The 19,545-nt window shown below is 73.8% G+C and carries 12 protein-coding genes; 6 read left to right on the top strand and 6 right to left on the bottom strand.

The window, feature by feature from the left end; all coding sequences use genetic code 11:
• Positions 1 to 4 precede the first annotated feature (4 nt).
• Genes BLQ67_RS01960 through pdxY form a run of 3 tightly spaced genes read right to left on the bottom strand, consistent with a single transcriptional unit; the run spans position 5 to position 2,628 of the window.
• Positions 5 to 799 (bottom strand): DNA/RNA non-specific endonuclease, encoded by a 795-nt coding sequence (locus tag BLQ67_RS01960; protein ID WP_092501965.1) that lies wholly within the window; start codon positions 797 to 799, stop codon positions 5 to 7.
• Between the two features lie 42 nt (positions 800 to 841).
• Positions 842 to 1,774, bottom strand: coding sequence for a GTP pyrophosphokinase (locus tag BLQ67_RS01955; protein WP_092501963.1), 933 nt, complete (start codon positions 1,772 to 1,774; stop codon positions 842 to 844).
• A gap of 2 nt (positions 1,775 to 1,776) precedes the next feature.
• Positions 1,777 to 2,628, bottom strand: coding sequence for a pyridoxal kinase PdxY (gene pdxY / locus BLQ67_RS01950; protein ID WP_092501962.1), 852 nt, complete (start codon positions 2,626 to 2,628; stop codon positions 1,777 to 1,779).
• 68 nt (positions 2,629 to 2,696) lie between these two features.
• Between pdxY and BLQ67_RS01945 the strand changes: the two genes are divergently transcribed.
• Positions 2,697 to 3,155: a VOC family protein gene (locus BLQ67_RS01945; RefSeq protein WP_092501960.1), complete on the top strand. Its 459-nt coding sequence runs from the start codon at positions 2,697 to 2,699 to the stop codon at positions 3,153 to 3,155.
• A gap of 171 nt (positions 3,156 to 3,326) precedes the next feature.
• Here BLQ67_RS01945 and BLQ67_RS01940 read toward each other — a convergent pair whose 3' ends face one another.
• The 3 genes from BLQ67_RS01940 to BLQ67_RS01930 form a co-directional block, all read right to left on the bottom strand.
• Positions 3,327 to 3,827 (bottom strand): DUF2017 family protein, encoded by a 501-nt coding sequence (locus BLQ67_RS01940; RefSeq protein ID WP_092501959.1) that lies wholly within the window; start codon positions 3,825 to 3,827, stop codon positions 3,327 to 3,329.
• Positions 3,824 to 4,117 carry an ATP-dependent Clp protease adapter ClpS gene (gene clpS, locus BLQ67_RS01935; RefSeq protein ID WP_092501957.1) on the bottom strand — a complete coding sequence of 98 codons (294 nt, stop codon included), beginning with the start codon at positions 4,115 to 4,117 and terminating at the stop codon, positions 3,824 to 3,826. The genes BLQ67_RS01940 and clpS overlap by 4 nt, the downstream gene beginning before the upstream one ends.
• An 83-nt stretch (positions 4,118 to 4,200) precedes the next feature.
• A complete protein-coding gene (locus BLQ67_RS01930; RefSeq protein WP_092501955.1) occupies positions 4,201 to 5,448 on the bottom strand; it encodes an MFS transporter in 1,248 nt (415 codons plus the stop codon).
• Positions 5,449 to 5,643: 195 nt separating this feature from the next.
• Between BLQ67_RS01930 and BLQ67_RS01925 the strand changes: the two genes are divergently transcribed.
• From BLQ67_RS01925 to BLQ67_RS01905, 5 genes are all read left to right on the top strand, one after another.
• Complete coding sequence (locus tag BLQ67_RS01925; protein ID WP_092501953.1) at positions 5,644 to 6,441, top strand: siderophore-interacting protein; 798 nt, start codon at positions 5,644 to 5,646, stop codon at positions 6,439 to 6,441.
• A gap of 82 nt (positions 6,442 to 6,523) precedes the next feature.
• Positions 6,524 to 7,033: a hypothetical protein gene (locus tag BLQ67_RS01920; RefSeq protein ID WP_092501951.1), complete on the top strand. Its 510-nt coding sequence runs from the start codon at positions 6,524 to 6,526 to the stop codon at positions 7,031 to 7,033.
• 187 nt (positions 7,034 to 7,220) lie between these two features.
• Positions 7,221 to 8,645 carry a glyceraldehyde-3-phosphate dehydrogenase gene (locus BLQ67_RS01915; protein ID WP_231945129.1) on the top strand — a complete coding sequence of 475 codons (1,425 nt, stop codon included), beginning with the start codon at positions 7,221 to 7,223 and terminating at the stop codon, positions 8,643 to 8,645.
• Between the two features lie 156 nt (positions 8,646 to 8,801).
• Entirely contained in the window at positions 8,802 to 9,020 is a 219-nt protein-coding gene (locus BLQ67_RS01910; RefSeq protein ID WP_157674627.1) for a hypothetical protein, read from the top strand.
• 82 nt (positions 9,021 to 9,102) lie between these two features.
• Positions 9,103 to 19,485, top strand: a complete 10,383-nt coding sequence (locus tag BLQ67_RS01905) for a non-ribosomal peptide synthetase (RefSeq protein WP_092501944.1) — start codon at positions 9,103 to 9,105, stop codon at positions 19,483 to 19,485.
• Positions 19,486 to 19,545 lie beyond the last annotated feature (60 nt).

The raw sequence follows: 19,545 nt of genomic DNA, 5'->3' as shown, positions 1-19,545 counted from the left end.
CGCGTCACCAGTCGACGTCGTCGACGCTCGCCACGAGGCGCGGCGTCGTCGGCGTCGCCGTGCGGCTGCGCTTGCCGACGGGGATGCGGGACAGGTCGAGTCCGGTGCGCTCGGCGAGGTCGTCGAGGGTCACCTCGTACGTCTCGAAGCCGTCGAGGTACGCGGGCTGCACGTTCGACAGGTCCTGCGCGAGCAGGAAGGCGCGGGCACGGATGGCTTCGCCGAGCCGGTAGACGACGATCTTCCAGTGCTCTCGCGGCAGGCGCACGACGCCGCGGTACTCGGGGTCGGCGGCACCGAGCACGGGACCGGCGAACACGACGACGCGGCGCTCGTGCAGGCCGTCGAGGTCGAGGACCGCGTGCTCGAGCTCGCCCCACGCACCGCCCCGGCCCGACTGGTTGAAGTCGGCGTGCTGCGGCGTGATGTTCGTGAAGCAGAACGAGTCGCGGTTCGCGGCGCGCGCCTCGGCGAGCGTGCCCCACAGCAGGTCGGCACGGCGTGCGAGGTGGCCGCGGTCGAGGTCGTTGGCCGCGTAGACCTCGTCGGTCGTCTGCTCGTCGAGCGGCAGCCGATCGTCGGGGAAGAAGTCGCGGTGGCGCGGGATGTCGGGGAAGAGGCGCAGGCCGTCGATCGCCCAGGCCACCGACCACGCGAGGCGCCGTTGCCGATGCATCGTCACCGAGAAGTGCGTGTACGGCAGCACGGGTGCGTCGGAGTCGTCGACGGGCGTCGGCGCGGGCACGACGATGCCGAGGAAGCGGGCGTCGTAGCCGGCTGGGGGCTTCGTGTTGGCCATCGAGGGCGATGGTAGGTGCGACGGGTGACGGCGCGCGTGGGATCACACCTCGGTCGGCAGCTCCGGCAGGGCGACCGGGAGGTAGTAGAGGCCGCGCTCGTCCTCGAAGACCCGCGCCTCGAGCGTCGATCCCTCGGGCACGAACGCATCCACGTCGACGTGCCCGTCGGTGGGTGCGAGCGCGCGCACGGCGAACGCGGGGATGAGCCCCTGGCGGCCCTCGTCGTCGACGGCCAGCGCGTACCGGGGGCCGGTCGAGCGCACGACGACCGAGCGGATCGGGATGCGGCCGGCGACGGCGTGCGCACGCTCGGAGGCGGGCTCGTCGGTCGCGACGTCGAACTCGCCCGCGAGGTCGTCGGCGAGACGATCCACCTCGGCGAGCAGGTTCGCCATCGTGCGCCCCACCGACCGGTGGAAGTCGCTCGGGCGCAGCCCGCCGCCCGGCTTGTAGAGGTCCTCGTGCGTCAGCTCGCCCCACGCATCCTGCACGCGGGTCTTGATCTGCACCTCGACGGCCACGACCGTCGTGCCTGCAGGCGTCGTGACGTCGACGTCGAGCAGCGCGTGCACGGCGCGGTAGCCGGACGGCTTCGGCTCGGCGACGTAGTCGCGCATCTCGACGAGGTGGATGCCGGCCTGCAGCGCCGTCGCGACGTCGTCGGCGAGCAGCACCTGGTCGCGCGTCGACTTGCACAGCACCTTCACGCCGACGACGTCGCGCACGAGCTCCTCGACCTGGTCGACGGTGACGTCGGCGAGGTCGAGCTCCGTCGCGGCGCGCGAGAGGCGGTCGATGGTGCGCGCCTCCTCCTTGATGCGGCCGGGCATGACGACGAGGCGCATGCGGTCGGCGTCGGCGAGCAGCGCGTCGGCACGTTCGTCGAGCCAGCCCTCGACCATGCCCATGGCGGAGTCCCACGCATCGGCGCGCGTCTCGTACGCGCGCCGCACCGCGGTCGTGGGATCGGTCATGGTCAGCGCACCTGGCGCACCTGGAACTGGCGACGCGGGTGCGCGTACGCCTCCTGCGCCTCGACGAGCTGGAGCTCGCGCTCGCCCGAGTCGTGGGTGATCTGCAGCAGGTCGAACACGCTCGACACCGTCGCCTCGAGCGCATCCCACGCCGAGTCCGACGTGCGGTAGTGCGCGGTGAACAGCGCGGCGGTGACGTCGCCCGAGCCGTTGGCCTTGAACGGCAGGTACGGCGTCTGCACGATCCACGCGCCCTCGTCGTCGACCGCGAGCATCTCGATGGTGCCCTCGGGTCGGTCGGGGCGCTCGACGCTCGTCACGAGCACCGTGCGCGGACCCATGTCGCGGGCGCGGTCGACGGACTCGAGCGTCTCGTCGAGCGTCGCGGGCTCGGTGCCGGTGAGGAAGCCGAGCTCGAACTGGTTCGGCGCGATGATGTCGGCGACCGGCACGACGCGCTCGCGGATGAGCGCCGGGATCGCCGGGGCGACGAAGCAGCCGGACTTCGCGTTGCCCATGACCGGGTCGCACGTGTACGTCGCGGCGGGGTTGAGCGCCTTCGTGCGCTGCACGGCGTCGACGACGACGTCGACGATCGCCTCGCCGCCGAGGTAGCCCGACAGCACCGCATCCACCTGCGCGAGCGCGCCGCGCTCCTCGATGCCGAGGATGACGTCGGCGACGTCGGTCGCGGGCAGCAGCGGGCCGCGCCACGCGCCGTAGCCCGTGTGGTTCGAGAACACGACGGTCGAGACGGGCCACACCTCGTGCCCCAGCCGCTGCAGCGGGAACACGGCGGCCGAGTTGCCGACGTGGCCGTACGCGACCGACGACTGGATCGAGAGGATCTTCATCCTGCGATCCTCCCACCGGTCGCGAGCGGATGCGGAATCGACCCGGGCGAGCGGCGGTTGCACCCGCCATGAGCGAGGCAGCCCGTCCGACCGTCCGTCAGCTGCGCATCGTCGTCGAGGCCGACGACCACGACGCGGCGGTCGCGTTCTTCCGCGACGCGCTCGGGCTGCCCGAGCAGGCCGCGTACGCGGGGGAGGGCGACGAGCGCGTCGTGATCCTCGAGGCGGGCCGGGCGACGCTCGAGCTCGCGAACCCGTCGCACGTGCGCGCGATCGACGCCGTCGAGACCGACGGCGTGACGAGCCCGCGCATCCGCCTCGCGTTCGAGGTCGACGACGCCGCCGGCACGACGTCGACGCTCGAGGCCGCGGGCGCCGAGGTGCTCGCGACGCCGCGCGAGACGCCGTGGCGCTCGGTGAACGCGCGCCTGCAGGCGCCGGCCGACCTGCAGATCACGCTCTTCGAGGAGCTGGAGTCGCTCGAGGAGCGGTCGCAGCGCGAGGGGTTCGGCGCGGGGGAGCACTGAGCACGGGCACGAGGTGACGCTCAGCGTGGCTTCATGCGCATGTCGCACGAGAAGATGCGCTCAGCGTCACCTCGTGCCACGTCGTGCGACGAGCCGCGCGCCTTCGTGGAGTCCACGGACGCTCGCGAGCTCGTGCGGCTGCTGCCGCGCCTCGTGCCCGAGCGCTGAGCGTCACTCCGAGACGACGGCCTCGACGAGGCTGCCCTGCGCGTAGCCGAGCCAGTCGACGACGGCCTGGAACTGCGCGAGGTCCTCGGCCGTGAGGTCGAGGTGGTTCGTGGGGCCCTGCTGCACGCGCGTGTGCAGCACGAGGCGGATGTCGCCGATGCCCGCGAGCCACGCATCCGCCGACTCCTCGGGCACCTCGACGCGCACGCGCTCGTCCTCGACCGTCGCGTGGGCCGCGAGGTCGCGCGCCATCGCCCGCTGCCGGTCGAGGCGCAGCGCCGCCTGGTCGTCGGAGGTGAGCCTGCGGAACTCGTCGGCGAGCTCCTCATCCTCGTACGCCGCCGGGAACAGCCGTTCGATCACGGGATCGGCGTGGTCGGCCTCGCCGTCGCGCACCGCCACGAAGACCTGCCGCACCTGCGCGACGAGCCGCGTGAGCATCGTCGCCTCGTCGGCGGTGAGCACGAGCACGAGCGCATCGCCGTCGCGCTTCCACGGCTTCACTCGACACGCTCCAGCGTCGCGAGCAGGCCGTAGCCGTGCATCGCCGACACGTGCAGCTCCTGCTGCTCGCGGCCGCCGGCCGACACGATCGCCCGGCCCTTCGTGTGCACCTGCATCATGAGGCGCTCGGCCTTCGCCTCGTCGAAGCCGAAGTACGAGCGGAACACGTACGTGACGTACGTCATGAGGTTCACGGGGTCGTCCCACACGACGGTGACCCAGTCGCCGTCGGTCGACGCCAGGGCGGCGTCGTCGACCGAGAGGTCGACGTCGGTCGCGGTGCCCTGCATGCACCCGAGCCTACGCACGGCGGCACGGTGCGGGAATGGAGGCTGGCCGCAGCCAGCCGGATGCGGTAACGGGGGAACGGCCGCTAGCCGACGCGCTCGACGATGCCCTGCTCGTGCGTCTCGAGGCGGCGCAGCGATGCGGAGCGGCGGTCGAGCAGCACGCTCACGACCGCGAGGCCCATGCCGGCCGTCGCGAGCAGCACGCCCACCCATCCGGGGGCGAGGTAGCCGAGGCCCGCGCCGATCACGGCGCCGCCGACGGCTGCGCCGAGCGCGTTGCCGACGTTGAACGCCGCGTGGTTCATCGCGGCGCCCAGCAGCTCGGCCTCGCCGGCGATCTGGATGATGCGGGACTGGATCGACGGGATGAGCATCGACGTCGACAGGCCGATGAGGAACGCGAGCACGAACAGCGCGACGGGCTCGCCGCCGAGCAGCGAGTACAGGCCCATGACGGGGATGACGGCGAGGAACCCGCCGAGCATCGTGGGCACGAGCGCCTTGTCGCCGAGCACGCCGCCGAGGATGTTGCCGATCGTCATGCCGATGCCGAGCGTCGCGAGCACCCACGGCACCGTGCTCTCGCTGAGGCCCGCGACGCGCGTCACGGTCTCGGCGATGTACGAGTAGATGGCGAAGAACCCGCCGAAGCCGATGGCGCCGACCGCGAGCATGAGCCACAGGCGGCCGTCGCGCAGCGCCGACAGCTCGCGCAGCGGGTTGCGCTCGGGGTTGCCGGCGACCTGCGGCAGCGTGCGGAACGCGAGCAGCAGCGTGAGCGCGAAGATGCCTGCGATCGCGACGTACGACCAGCGCCATCCGGCCGTCTGGCCGAGGAAGGTGCCGAGCGGCACGCCGATGACGTTCGCGACCGTGAGGCCCGAGAGGGCGAGCGCGACGCCCGCGCCCTGGCGGCCGGGGCCCATGATGCGGGCGGCGAGCAGCGAGGCGACGCCGAAGTAGGCGCCGTGCGGGAGGCCCGAGACGAAGCGCGACAGCATCGTGAGCTCGAACGTGGGCATGAGGGCGCTCGACAGGTTCGCGACCGTGAACGCGGCGGCGAGGATGAGCACGAGGCGCGTCTGCGACATGCGCGCCGCGAGCACCGCGATCGCGGGGGCGCCGACGACGACGCCGAGGGCGTAGGCCGAGATGAGCCAGCCGGCGGTCTGGATGCCGCGCTCGGGGTTCTGCGCGAAGCCCGACACGAGGTCGTCGCCGATGAGCGGCAGGAGGCCCATCGAGGCGAACTCGGTCGTGCCGATGCCGAAGCCGCCGAGGGCGAGCGCGAAGAGTGCGAGGACGCGACGCGTGGGGGTGAGCTGCTGCATGGGGGAGTCTCCGGACGGTGCGTGGGGACAGGGCTGTGCAGCGCTGCGCACCACCATGGTATTCCCTCAGGGCTCGCTGGAGAGGCCTGTGGATCGACGGCCGGGGTCGACGGCCGGATGCGTCGTCGGGTACGGTGAGGATAGCCTTACCGCACATCCCCCTCCCGCAGCGCCGCTGCACGAAGGAGCTCCCGCATGGCCGGACCCGCACGCGTCGCCGCCGTCGCACCTCGATTCATCGACCTCGAGGTGCTCGGCAACGAGCAGATCTCCCCCCACCTGCGTCGCGTGACGCTCGGTGGCGAGGACGTCGCGAACATGACGCCGCAGGGCTACGACCAGTGGTTCCGCTTCTTCATGCGCCGTCCCGACCAGGATGCGCTGCAGGTGCCGACGAGCCCGAAGCAGTGGTTCCCGCAGTACCTGCTGATGTCGGAGGCGAAGCGCCCCCACATCCGCAACTACACGATCCGCGCGTTCCGCCGCGACGTGCAGGAGCTCGACATCGACTTCGTCGTGCACGAGGACCCGGGCCCCGGCGCCCAGTGGTCGATCGACGCGAAGGTCGGCGAGCGCGCCGCGCTGCTCGACGAGGGCCTGCTCTACAACGACGATGGCGTCGAGGGCGACGTGCTCATGGTCGGCGACGAGTCGGTCATCCCCGCCATCGCCGGCGTGTGCGGCTCGATCGACCGCGCGACGCGCGGCATCGCCGTGATCGAGGTCGGCCACATGGACGACGTGCAGGACCTCGGCCAGCCCGATGGCATCGACGTGCACTGGATCCACCGCGGCTCCGAGCGCGAGGGCCAGGCCGGCCTGCGCGCCCTGTCCGAGCTGGACCTGCCCGGCGACATCGCCTACGCGTACGCCGCCGGCGAGCAGTCGCTCGCGACCGGCGCACGCCGCCACCTCGTGAAGCACCGCGGCGTCGACAAGGCCAACGTCACGTTCACGGGCTACTGGCGCCTCGGCAAGGCCTACGTGTCCTGACCCGCGCCCAGCGCTCTGCCGACGCCGTCCTCCACCTCCGGAGGGCGGCGTCGTCGCAGGTCGCGGGCGTACGATCGCGCTCGTGAGCCTCGACGCGCTGCTGCTGCGGATCGACCGCGTCGCCGCCGGCCGCGCGCGCGACGTGCGCATGCCGCCCGAGCGGCTCGCGGATCCACGCCTGCATCGCGACTGGCGAGCGATCCGCTGGATCCTCACGGCCGAGATCGCCATCGGCCTCGCGGCGATCGTCGTCGCGGCCGTGCTCACGGCGCGCGGCGAGCTCGACCACCCCATGGTGTGGTTCCGGTCGCTCGTCGTGCTCGGCCTCACGCTCGGCCTCGGCTACTTCGCGCTGCGCGCCGAGCAGCGGTGGTGGTGGGCGTACTCGCGCCTGCGACTGTTCTCGCGCATCTTCCCGATCGTCACGCTCGTCGTCGCCGCCATCCCGGGCCTCTACCCGCTGTGGATGACGATCGAGCAGATCGTGTTCTCGCTGCTCATGATCGGCATCGGCGACCTGCTGACGACCGATCGGATGCGCGACGCGTACCGACGAGAGCAGCGCGGTGGCGGCAAGAACGCCGCTTCTTGACGGTGCGGCAAGCGCTCGCAGCCTGACCCGCCCGATCCGCCCCGCATTCGTGCGCTGCAGCGAAAGGATGGGGATGCGGCGAGATCCGCCGCGACGGACCAGCGCCCGACCGGGGCGCACGAGGAGCGAAGAGCGAGTGACGGACGCAGTGCAGCGATCCCAGGACGCATGGTTGGAGCGCGTCGCGATGGCCGAGTCGGCCATCCCCCTCATCGGCAGGCTGTACCGCGAGCGGAACGTCATCCCGCACGTGCACGGCCGCAAGATCATCAACCGCTCGGCGATCGAGGTGCTGCGTGCCCACCGCTGGGCGCGACGCGTGAGCGACGGCGAGCTCGACGTGGCGCACTCGCTGCTCGCGCTGCAGGTCGCCGACGAGCTGCGCCTGCAGGGCGTGTCGCTCGACCTCGGCCGCCTGCTCGACGGCGCGCCCGACGACGTGTCGGGCCTCGAGGCGTACGTGCGCGACGCGCTCGGCGCGCTGCCGTCGTGGGAGCACCAGGAGCCCACCGACGTCGTGCTCTACGGCTTCGGCCGCATCGGCCGACTGCTCGCCCGCATCCTCGTCGGCCACGCCGGCAACGGCCTCGGCCTGCGCCTGCGCGCGATCGTCGTGCGCTCGGGCGGCGAGCACGACCTCGAGAAGCGCGCGAACCTGCTGCGCCGCGACTCGGTGCACGGACCCTTCGAGGGCACGATCCAGATCGACCACGAGGCGCAGACGATCCTCGCGAACGGCACGCTCATCCAGGTCATCCACTCCGACGACCCCGCGACCGTCGACTACGAGGCGCACGGCATCCGCGACGCCATCGTCGTCGACAACACGGGCCGCTGGCGCGACGAGGCGGGCCTGTCGCTGCATCTGCAGGCGAAGGGCGTCGCGCGCGTGCTGCTGACCGCCCCGGGCAAGAGCCCGCTGAAGAACGTCGTGTACGGCATCAACCAGGACATGATCGCCGCCGACGACCGCATCGTCACCGCCGCGTCGTGCACGACGAACGCCATCACGCCCGTGCTCAAGGTGCTGCACGACGCGTACGGCGTCGAGCACGGCCACGTCGAGACCGTGCACTCGTACACGAACGACCAGAACCTCATCGACAACTTCCACAAGGGCGACCGCCGCGGCCGCTCGGCGGCGCTCAACATGGTGCTCACCGAGACCGGCGCCGCGAAGGCCGTCGCGAAGGCGCTGCCCGAGCTCGAGGGCCGCCTGACCGGCAACGCCATCCGCGTGCCGACGCCCGACGTGTCGATGGCGATCCTCAACCTCACGCTCGACGAGGCCGTGGAGCGCGACCAGGTCAACGAGCTGCTGCGCCGCGCGTCGCTCAAGGGGCGCCTGCGCACGCAGATCGACTTCGTCGACTCGCCCGAGGTCGTCTCGACCGACTTCGTCGGCAACAACCGGGCAGGCATCGTCGACGGCCTCGCGACCATCGCATCCGGCCGCCACCTCGTCGTGTACGTCTGGTACGACAACGAGTACGGCTACTCGTCGCAGGTCGTGCGCGTGCTCGAGCACATGGCCGAGCAGATGCAGGCCGCGCGCGTCGAGGTGACGCGCGAGCCCGTCGGCGGCGTGGCCGCAGAGGCAGCGATCGGCTGACCGGATGCGGTGGGTCCTGAGCCAGGCTCAGGATCCGCCGCGCCCGGGTCGGGCCGCGATCCAACCCGCGGCCCGACCCGTCCCGAACGACCACCAGTGCCCGGAGCGGGCACGCAGGCTCAGGAGGGACATCCCATGAAGAAGACCACTCGGACCATGAGCGCCGCAGCCATGACGGCTGCGCTGGCCATCGGTGGCGTCGCCATCGGCGGACCCGCTGCCATGGCCTCGGACGCGTCGTACTCCGTGGGCATGCACTCGACCACCACCACCCCGATGCCGCAGGCGGCGCTCATCGAGGGACCGCTCGTGCAGGGCCCGCTCGTCGACGTCGGCGGCATCCTGAACTTCCTGCAGATCGGCCAGTTCCAGTAGGCATCGCGCCTCGACCGACCGATACAGGACCACGTCAGCCCCGCGCGCTGCGCGGGGCTGACGTCTTTCAGGAGCGCCATCCGTGACGAGCACGACGCCCACGAACGACCGATCGACCGACACCCCGAGCGCCGATGCGCGCATCCCGCTCACCGCGGCGCAGCGCGGCATCTGGTACGCGCAGCAGCTCGACGAGGCGAACCCGACGTACCAGATCGGGCAGTACCTCGACCTGCGCGGCCGCATCGAGCCTGCGCTCATGCGCGTCGCGGTGACGAAGATCGTCGCCGACCTCGACGCCGTGCACCTGCGGCTGCGCGACGACGGCGACGGCCCGTACGCCGTCGCGGCGCCGCCCGCGGCGACCGACGACCTGCTCGAGGTCGTCGATCTGCGCGGCATCGACGCCGACGCTGCGTTCGCGCAGGCGCGCGAGCGCATGGACGTCGAGATGGCCACGCCGCGCGACCTCACGGGCGACGAGCTCTTCGGCGCCATCCTCTTCCGCCTCGGCGGCGACCGCTCGCTGTTCTTCCAGCGCGTGCACCACATCCTGCTCGACGGCTACGGCGCCGTCGTCGCCCTGCGCTACCTCGCGGGCGTCTACACGAGCCTCGCGCGCTTCACGCCCGGCGGACGGGCCCTCGACCTCGTCGACGGCATCGTCGCGCGCGTCGCCGCGCGCATCCCCTCGCCGCTGCCGTCGCTCGCCGAGCTGCACGCCTCGATCGACGCCTACGAGGCGTCCGAGCAGCGCGACGCCGACGAGGCCTACTGGACCGAGGTGCTCGCCGACGAGGCCGTCGTCGAGGGGCTCGAGGGCTCGGCGGACGGCGTCGCCTCGCGCGTCGAGCGCGTGTCGGTGCCGCTCGACGAGGCGCTCGTCGAGCGCCTCGCCGGGCTCGGCCGCGACCTGCCGAAGACGATCGTCGGCGTCATCGCGGTCTACATGGCGAAGGTGACGGGGGAGGCGCGCGTCTCCCTGGGCCTGCCGGTCACGGCTCGCCGCGGCTCCGTGGCGAAGACCACGCCGTCGATGCTGTCGAGCATCCTGCCGCTGCGCGTCGACGTCGATCCGGCCGCGACGGTCGGCGAGGTCGTCGCCGAGGCCGGCGACGTCGTGCGCGGCGCCGTGCGGCACCAGCGGTTCCGCGTCGAGCGCGTGTCGGGTGCACCGACGTTCGCAGGCCCCTCCGTGAACCTGCTGCCCGTCATCGACGCGCTGCGCTTCGGCGCGGCGACCGGCGAGGTGCGCATCCTGTCGACCGGGCCGGTGCACGACCTGTCGATCGTGCTCTCGGGCCTCGAGAGCGACGCGGCCGACGCGACGCTGCAGCTCGAGGGCGACGCCGACCTGCACACGCGCGAGAGCCTGCTCGAGCATGCCGAGCGACTGCTCGCGCTCGTCGGCGACGCGCTCGACGACCACGCGCTCGTCGTCACGGATGCGACGATCCTCGGCGTCGACGAGGCGTCGAGCCTGCTCGAGCAGGGTGCGGGCCGTCGGGTCGCGATCGCGCCCGAGACGGTGCTCGAGGCCTTCGCCGCGATCGCGGCGCAGCGTCCGCACGAGCCCGCGGTCGTCGCCGAGGACGGCATGGTCACGTTCTCGATGCTCGACGCCGACGCCACGCGCCTCGCGCACCACCTCGTCTCCCAGGGCGTCGGCCCCGGTGCGCGCGTCGCGGTGCGCATCGAGCGCAGCGCGCTGCTGCCGATGCTCGTGCTCGCCGTGCTGCGCGCGGGCGGCGCCTACGTGCCGCTCGACCCCGAGTACCCCATCGACCGCGTCGCGGGGATGGTCGAGGACGCCGACCCCGTGCTGCTGCTCACGAGCACGGGTCAGCTCGAGCGCGACCGCGCCGCGGGAGCGGACTGGGCGGTGCCGACCCTCGCCGTCGACGCCGACACCGCCAGCTGGCGTCGTGGCACGCCGGATGCGACGGCCCTGCCGACCGCTGCCGACGACGATCTCGCCTACGTGGTGTTCACCTCCGGCAGCACGGGGCGCCCGAAGGGCGTGGGCGTCGACCGGATCGCGCTGCGCAACCTGTTCCAGCAGCACCGTGCCGAGATGTTCGAGCCGGCAGCCGAGCGGCTCGGGCGCCCCGTGCGCGTCGCCCACACCGCAGGCCTGTCGTTCGACGCCGCCTGGGATCCGCTGCTCTGGCTCTTCGCGGGCCACGAGCTGCACGTCATCGACGACGACGCCCGGCGCGACCCGCAGCGACTCGTGCAGCTGCTCGCCGACCGTCGCATCGACGCCATCGAGACGACGCCGTCGTTCGCCGAGGCGCTCATCGCCGCCGGCATGCTCGACGCCGACCGCCACCCCACCGAGATCGCGCTCGGCGGCGAGGCCGTCGGGCCCGCGCTGTGGGATGCGCTCGCGCAGCGCGACGACATCCACGCCGTCAACCTCTACGGACCGACCGAGACGACCGTCGACAGCCTCATCGCCGTGATCGAGCCGGGGGTGCAGCCGCACATCGGCACGTCGGTGCGCAACGCGCGCCACTACATCCTCGACGCGAGCCTCACGCCCGTGCCCGACCGCGCCGTCGGCGAGCTCTACCTCGCAGGCGCCAACGTGGCCCGCGGCTACGTCGGCCGCCCCGACCTCAGCGCCGAGCGCTTCGTCGCCGACCCGTTCGCCGACGACGGCTCGCGCATGTACCGCACGGGCGACGTCGTGCGTCGTCGCCGCGACGGCTCCCTCCGCTTCGTCGGTCGCATCGACGACCAGGTGAAGATCCGCGGCTACCGCGTCGAGCTCGACGAGGTCGAGGCCGCGATGCGTCGCCAGGACCGCGTGACGCGCGCCGCCGCCGTCGTGCACGGCGACGGCGCCACGGCGCGCATCGTCGGCTACGTCACCGCCGACGGCGACCTCGACGGCCTCGGCGCCGCCGTGCGCGAGGCGATGCGTCGCGGCGTGCCCGACTACATGGTGCCGTCGACGATCATGGCGCTCAGCGACCTGCCGATGACCCCCAACGGCAAGCTCGACCGCCGCGCCCTGCCGACGCCCGAGCGCTCGAGCGCCGACCCTGCCCAGCAGCCGCAGACGACGGTGCAGCGCATCGTCGCCGAGGCGTTCGCCGAGACCCTCGAGGTGGATGCCGTGGGCATCGACGAGGACTTCTTCGCGGCCGGCGGGCACTCGCTGCTCGCCACGCGGCTCGCGTCGACGCTCTCGGAGCGTCTCGAGCGGCAGATCACGGTGCGCGACGTCTTCGAGCGGCCCACCGTCGCGGCGCTCGCCGAGCGCGCCGGCGACGCCGGCGTCGACGACCGCCCGTCGCGCCTGTCGCGCGCGACGCGTCCCGACCCGCTGCCGGTGTCGCTCGCGCAGCGCCGCCTGTGGTTCCTCAACCGGCTCGAGCCCGACTCGGCCGCGTACTCCATCCCCGTCGTGCTGCACCTCGACGGCCCGCTCGACGTGCCCGCGCTGCGCGCCGCGTTCGTCGACGTCGCCGAGCGGCACGAGCCGCTGCGCACCGTGACGCCCCTCGTCGGCGGCGAGCCCGTGCAGCGCATCCTCTCGGGCGTCGACGGCGAGCCGCCGTTCCTGGCGATCGACGTGCCCGAGGAGCGCGTGGAGGCCGTCGTGCGCCAGGAGGCGATGCGTCCGTTCGACGTCACGGCCGAGACGCCGCTGCGCGCCGTGCTGCTGCGCGTCGCGCCCGAGCGCCACGTGCTCGTGGCGACGATGCACCACATCGCCTCCGACGGCTGGTCGCTCGCGCCGTTCGCGCGCGACCTCGGCACCGCGTACGCCGCCCGCGCGGCGGGGGAGGAGCCCGGCTGGGCGCCGCTCGCCGTCGACTACGCGGACTTCGCGCTGTGGCAGCGCGAGCACCTCGGCTCGGCCGACGATCCCGACAGCGAGCTGTCGACGCAGCTCGCGCACTGGCGCGGCGTGCTCGACGGCGCGCCCGACGAGATCGCGCTGCCGCGCGACCGCGCACGCGGCGCCGCCGACCCGGCCGATCCCGCGCAGCGCGGCGTCGGCGAGGTCGCGCTCACGCTCGACGCCGCCCGGCACGCTGCGGTGCGCGAGCTCGCGGGCGACCACCGCACGAGCCTCTTCATCGTGCTGCACGCCGCCGTCGCCGCCATGCTCGAGCAGCAGGGCGCCGGCGAGGACGTCGTGGTCGGCACGCCCGTCGCCGGCCGCACGGACCCGCAGCTCGACGACCTCGTCGGCTTCTTCGTGAACACCGTGGTGCTGCGCACCTCGCTCGCGGGCGATCCGACGCTCGAGGAGCTGCTCGAGCGCGTGCGCACGAGCAACACCGAGGCGTACGCGCACCAGGACGTGCCCTTCGACGCCGTCGTCGACGCCCTGCGTCCGCCGCGCGTCGCCGACCGGCCCCCGCTCTTCCAGGTGCTGCTCACGCTGCAGTCGACCGAGCCCGCATCCCTCGACCTCGGCGACGTCACCGTGACGGTGCCCGGCCAGGTCACGAGCGCGGGCGTCAAGGCCGACCTGCTCATCGACGTCGCGACGCCGGAGGGCGACGACGGCCCGCTCGTCGCGACCCTCGGGTTCGACCGCGCGCTGTTCGACGAGGCGACGGCGGAGCGCATGCGCGACGCGCTCGACCGCGTGCTCGCAGGGTTCGTGGATGCGCCGCACCGCCGCGTGTCCGACATCCCCTCGGTCGACGCCGCCACGGTGCGCGTGCTCGACGAGCAGGCGACGGGTCGCGCGCTCGAGGTCTCCGGCACCGTGCTCGACCGGCTCGCCACGACCGTGGATGCGCAGCCCGACGCCGACGCGCTCGTCGACGCCGACGGCACGACGACGTTCGCCGAGCTCGGCGCGCGCATCGACCGTCTCGCAGCCGGCCTCGCCGCCCTCGGCGTCGCTCGCGGCGATCGCGTCGCGATCGCGTTGCCGCGCTCGTCGGACGCCATCGCGCTCGTGCTCGGCGCGCTCCGCGCCGGTGCCGTCGCCGTGCCCGTCGACGTCGCCTACCCCGATGCGCGCATCGGGCAGATCCTCGTCGGCGCCGAGCCGACCGTCGTGGTGACGGCCGACGGCGAGCGCGCCGCGCGCGTCGTCGCCGACGTCGACCTCGCCGACGCTCCGCGCGTCGTCGCCGTCGCCGACGTGGATGCGGCGGGCGCCGACGCGAGCGTGCCCGACGCACCCGCCCCCGACGACGCCGCGTACCTCGTCTACACCTCGGGCACCACCGGTGCGCCGAAGGGCGTGCAGGTGGCGCACTCGGCGCTCGCGACCGTGCTCGCGCAGCACGACGAGGCCATGATCGGCACCGTGCGCGCCCGCGTCGACGGCGCGCCGCGCATGCTGCACCTCTCGGGGCTCGGCTTCGACGCCGCGTGGGACCCGATCCTGTGGCTCGTCGCCGGCACGACGCTCGAGGTCGCCGACGACGCGACGCGCACCGACGCCGAGGCCGTCGTGCGTGCGATCGCCGACCACGGCATCGACGTGCTCGAGACGACGCCGTCGTACGCGCAGCAGCTCGTCGCGGTCGGCCTGCTCGACGCGATCGCCGACCGCGCGGCCCCGCTCACGGTCGCCGTCGGCGGCGAGGCCGTGCCGCAGGCGCTCTGGGACCGGCTCGCCGCATCCGACGCGATCGACGGCTGGAACCTCTACGGGCCGAGCGAGTCGACCGTCGACGCCGTCGTCGCGCGCATCGAGCCGGGCGCCGTGCACATCGGCGCACCCGTCGCGACCGTCACGGCACGCGTGCTCGACCGCTTCCTGCAGCCCGTGCCGCCCGGCGTCGAGGGCGAGCTGTACCTCTCGGGCGCGACGCTCGCGCACGGCTATCGCGGCCGCACGGCCGAGACGGCCGGTCGCTTCGTCGCCGACCCGCACGGCGACGGCACGCGCATGTACCGCACGGGCGACGTCGTGCGCCGCCGCGTCACGGGCGAGCTCGAGTTCCTGCGCCGCGACGACGATCAGGTGAAGCTGCGCGGCTATCGCATCGAGGTCGGCGACGTGTCGAGCGCGCTCGAGCGCACGCCCGGCGTGCGCGCCGCCGTCGCCCGCGTGGTCGGCGATGCCGAGTCCGCGCGCCTCGTCGCGTGGGTGGCCGGTGACGTCGACGCCGATGCGGCACGGCGCACCGCCGCCGCCGAGCTGCCCGACTACATGGTGCCGACGGCAATCGCCGTCGTCGACGAGATCCCGCTGACGCCCAACGGCAAGGTCGACGTGGCTGCGCTGCCCGAGCCGTCGGCCACGGGCGGATCGCGCGAGCCCGAGACCGACGACGAGCGCACGATGTGCCGCATCGTCGGCGACGTGCTCGGCGTGCACGACGTCGGGCTCGACGACGACTTCTTCGCGCTCGGCGGTCACTCGCTGCTCGCCGTGTCGCTCATGGGCCGCATCCGCGACGAGCTGGGCGCCACCCTGCCGCTGCGCACGGTCTTCGACGCGCCGACGCCCGCGGGCCTGCTCGCGGCGATCGGCTCGGGCGCGGTGGCGGCGGATGCCGGTGGTCGCGCCGAGGCCGCCCCGGCCCTGCGCGCGTGGGCTGCCGAGCATCCGCGCGTCGAGGGCGAGTCGCTGCCGCTCTCGCCGAACCAGGCGCGCCTGTGGTTCCTGAACCGCCTCGACGTGTCGTCGGCCGAGTACTCCGTCGTGCTGCAGGCGTCGTTCGAGGGCGACCTCGACGTCGAGGCCCTCGGCCAGGCGATCGACGACCTCGTCGCACGCCACGAGGTGCTGCGCACCACGTACCCGGAGGTCGACGGTCGGCCCGTGCAGCGCATCCACGCACCCCGCACGGGCGTGCTGGGCACGGAGGCCGTGGACACGTCGGCCGGCTTCGACCTCGCGGTCGACCAGCCCGTGCGCGCCGCCCTCGTCGAGACGGGGGAGCGCCAGTGGCGCATCGACCTCGTGATCCACCACATCGCGACCGACGGCGCCTCGCTCGCGCCGCTCGCCCGCGACGTGGCGACCGCCTACGCCGCGCGCGCGGGCGGCACGGCGCGCGTGCAGCGTCCGCTCGCCGTGCAGTACGCGGACTTCGCGCGCATGCAGCGCGCGCTCGAGGACGGCGACGGCGCACGCCACGACGCCTCGCTCGCCGCGTGGACGGATCGGCTCGCCGGCATCCCCGACGAGCTCGAGCTGCCTGCGGACGGACGCCGCCCCGAGACGGCGGCGCGTGCCGCGCGTCAGGTGCGCTTCACGATCCCCGCCGACGTCGCGACGGCCGTGCAGTCGGCGGCCGGTCAGGCGCAGGCGAGCGGGTTCCACGCGTGGCTCGCGGGCCTCGCGGGCTACCTGCATCGCATCGGCGCCGGCGACGACGTCGTGATCGGCTCGCCCTCGGCCGGCCGCACGGATCCCGACGTCGCCGAGCTCGTCGGCTTCTTCGTCAACACGCTGCCGCTGCGCATCGACCTCACCGATGCACCGACGCTCGTCGACGCGATCGAGCGCGCCCGCGCGGCGACGCTGCACGCGATCGAGCACGAGTCGGTGCCGTTCGAGCGCATCGTCGAGGCCATGGCGCCCGAGCGCCGGCTCGGCAGGCATCCGCTGTTCCAGACCATGCTGTCGGTCGAGGAGCCCTCGGGCGTCGCGCTCGAGCTGCCGGGCGTCGCGACGACGCCCATCGAGCCCGAGACGACGGGTGCAGCCAAGGTCGACCTGTCGTTCACGCTGCGCCCCCAGCCCTCCGGCGACGTCGAGGGCGTGCTCGAGCACGACGCCGCGATGTTCAGCGACCGCGCCGCGCGCGGCCTCGTCGACCGGTGGATCGCGTTCCTCGCGGCGGCAGCCGAGGCACCGCGCGAGCGGCTGCGGGATGCCGTGGTCGAGCCGAGCGCGGGCACGCTCGCCGCGTGGCCGACGACCGACGACGCGCGGCCGGGGCTGCTCGATGCGCTCGCCGCGTCGCTCGCCGCCCGACCGTCGGCGGCGGCGATCGTCGCCCCCGACGCGAGGCTCGACGGCGCCGCCCTCGGCGATCGCGTCGCGCGCATCGCCGGCGGCCTCGTCGCCGCGGGCGTCGTGCCGGGCGACGTCGTGGCGCTGCGACTGCCCCGCTCCGCCGACACGATCGCGGCGCTGCTCGCCGTGTGGCACGCGGGTGCCGTGGTCTCGCCGATCGACGCCGAGCTGCCGCAGGAGCGCGTCGTCTCGATGCTGCGCACGGCCCGGGCGCGCCTGCTCGTGCACGCTGGGGCCGACGAGGCGTCGGCTGCCGCGGCCGCCGATGCCGACCTCGCGAGCGATCGCGTCGTGCTCGTCGACGACCTCGCATCGGCGGAGCCCGTCGACCGCGTCGACGTCGCGCTGGATGCCCCTGCCTACCTCATCTTCACGTCGGGCACGACGGGCGAGCCGAAGGCCGTGCAGGTGCCGCACCGCGCGCTCGCGAGCCTGCTCGCCAGTCACCGTGCGACGCTGCTGCCCGACGCCGACGAGCGTCGCGTGCGCCTCGCCCACACGACGGGCGTCGGCTTCGACGCCGCGATGGACCCCGTGGTCTGGCTCGCCGCCGGCCACGAGGTGCACGTCGTCGACGACGCCACGCGCCGCGACCCGCAGGCCCTCACGACCCTGCTCGACGAGCGCGGCATCGGCGCGTGGGAGACCACGCCGAGCTACGTCGCGGCGCTCGCGGCGCAGACGCGCCTGGCCGACGTGCTCGACCGACGTGACGCATCCGAGCCGTTCACGATGCTGCTCGGCGGCGAGGCGCTCGACGCCGGGCTGTGGACGTGGCTGCGCGAGCGCACGGCCGTCGACGCGTGGAACCTCTACGGCCCCACCGAGGTCGGCGTCGACTCGATGGTCGCGCGCGTCGCCGACGTCGAGCGGCCCGAGCTCGGCGCGACCACGGTCGACGTCGTGGGCTACGTGCTCGACGGCAGGCTGCGGCCCGCCCCGGTCGGCAGCGTCGGCGAGCTCTGGCTCGCCGGGGCGCAGCTGGCGCACGGCTACGCCGGCCGGCCCGACACGACGGCCGACCGCTTCGTCGCCGACCCGTTCGCAGCCGACGGCAGCCGCATGTACCGCACGGGCGACCTCGTCGTCGTGCGCGACGCGGATGCGGGGGAGCGGCCGAGCGTCGTCTCGCTGGGCCGCAGCGACGGCCAGGTGAAGATCCGCGGCCACCGCGTGGAGCCCGGCGAGGTCGAGGCGCTGCTGCGCGGCGTCGACGGCGTCGCCGAGGCCGTCGTGCGTGCGATCGACACGGCGCGCGGCGCCGCGCTCGGCGCGTGGATCGTCGCCGACGCTGGCGAGGACGGCAGCGCGCTCGCCCGCGGGCTCGTCGACCGCGTGCGCGGTCGCGTGCCCGACTACATGGTGCCCGTGGGCGTCGCGGCGATCGACGCCGTGCCCCGCACGCCCAACGGCAAGGTCGACGCGCGCGCGCTGCCCGAGCTGCGCACGGGCGGCGGCGACGGTCGTGCGCCCGAGGGCGACGCGGAGGTCGCGGTCGCCGCGGCCTTCGCCGACGCGCTCGGCGTCGACGACGTGCGCGCCGACGACTCGTTCTTCGCGCTCGGCGGCCACTCGTTCGTCGCCCAGCCGACCATCCAGGCCGTCAACGCGGCGCTCGGCGCGAGCCTGCCCGTGCAGGCGCTGTTCCAGGCGCCGACCGTGGCAGGGCTCGCGGCGCTCGTCGCCTCCGGTGGTGCGGACGTCGCGGAGAGCCTCCGCACGATCCTGCCGCTGCGGCGCGAGGGCGAGGGCGAGCCGGTGTTCGCCGTGCATCCCGCCAGCGGCGTCGCGTGGAAGTTCACCTCCTACGTGTCCCGACTGCGCACGACGCGCCCCATCCTCGGCGTGCAGATGCCCGGCATCGCGCCCGACGAGGCCGAGCCGCCGACCGCCGAGTCGTTCGACGAGCTGCTGGACGCCTACGTCGCGGCGATCAGGGCCGAGCAGCCGCACGGCCCGTACCACCTGACGGGCTTCTCGTTCGGCGGTCGCCTCGCGCAGCACATCGCCGCGCGGCTGCAGGCCGAGGGCGACGAGGTGGCGCTGCTCGCCGTGCTCGACGCCTACCCGACCGAGGGATCGGCGCTCGACGGCGTCGCGCATCCCGACGACATGTGGCGCGGCTTCCTCGACGCGAACGGCGTCGTGCCGCCGGAGGGCGACCTCGACGTGCATCGCGTGCTCGCGCTGCTCGAGGAGGCGGGCAGCCCGCTCGCCGACGTGCCTGCCGAGGCCGTCGAGCGCATGGTGCGCCGCTTCCTGCGACTCGGCGAGCTGCTCGACGCCGCCGACGTGCCGACGTTCGACGGGTCGATGCACGTGTTCGCCGCCACCGAGCAGGTGCCGGCCGACCGTCCCGAGCCGGAGGCGTGGGCGCCGTTCGCGGCGGGCGAGGTCACCTCGAGCCTCGTGGGCGTGCGGCATCAGGACATGCTGTCGGACCGCGCGCTCGACGACCTCGGCCCCGTGCTCGACGACCTGCTCGATCGGGCCGGGCGTCGGGACTGAGCGTCGCGGGCGTGTCGCGCCGGTCGCGACACGCCCGCAACGCTGAGACGGATTCGACTT

It is taken from the genome of Agrococcus jejuensis (assembly GCF_900099705.1).
Taxonomy (GTDB): Bacteria; Actinomycetota; Actinomycetes; order Actinomycetales; family Microbacteriaceae; genus Agrococcus; species Agrococcus jejuensis.
This window is presented reverse-complemented; position numbering and strand designations above follow the sequence as displayed.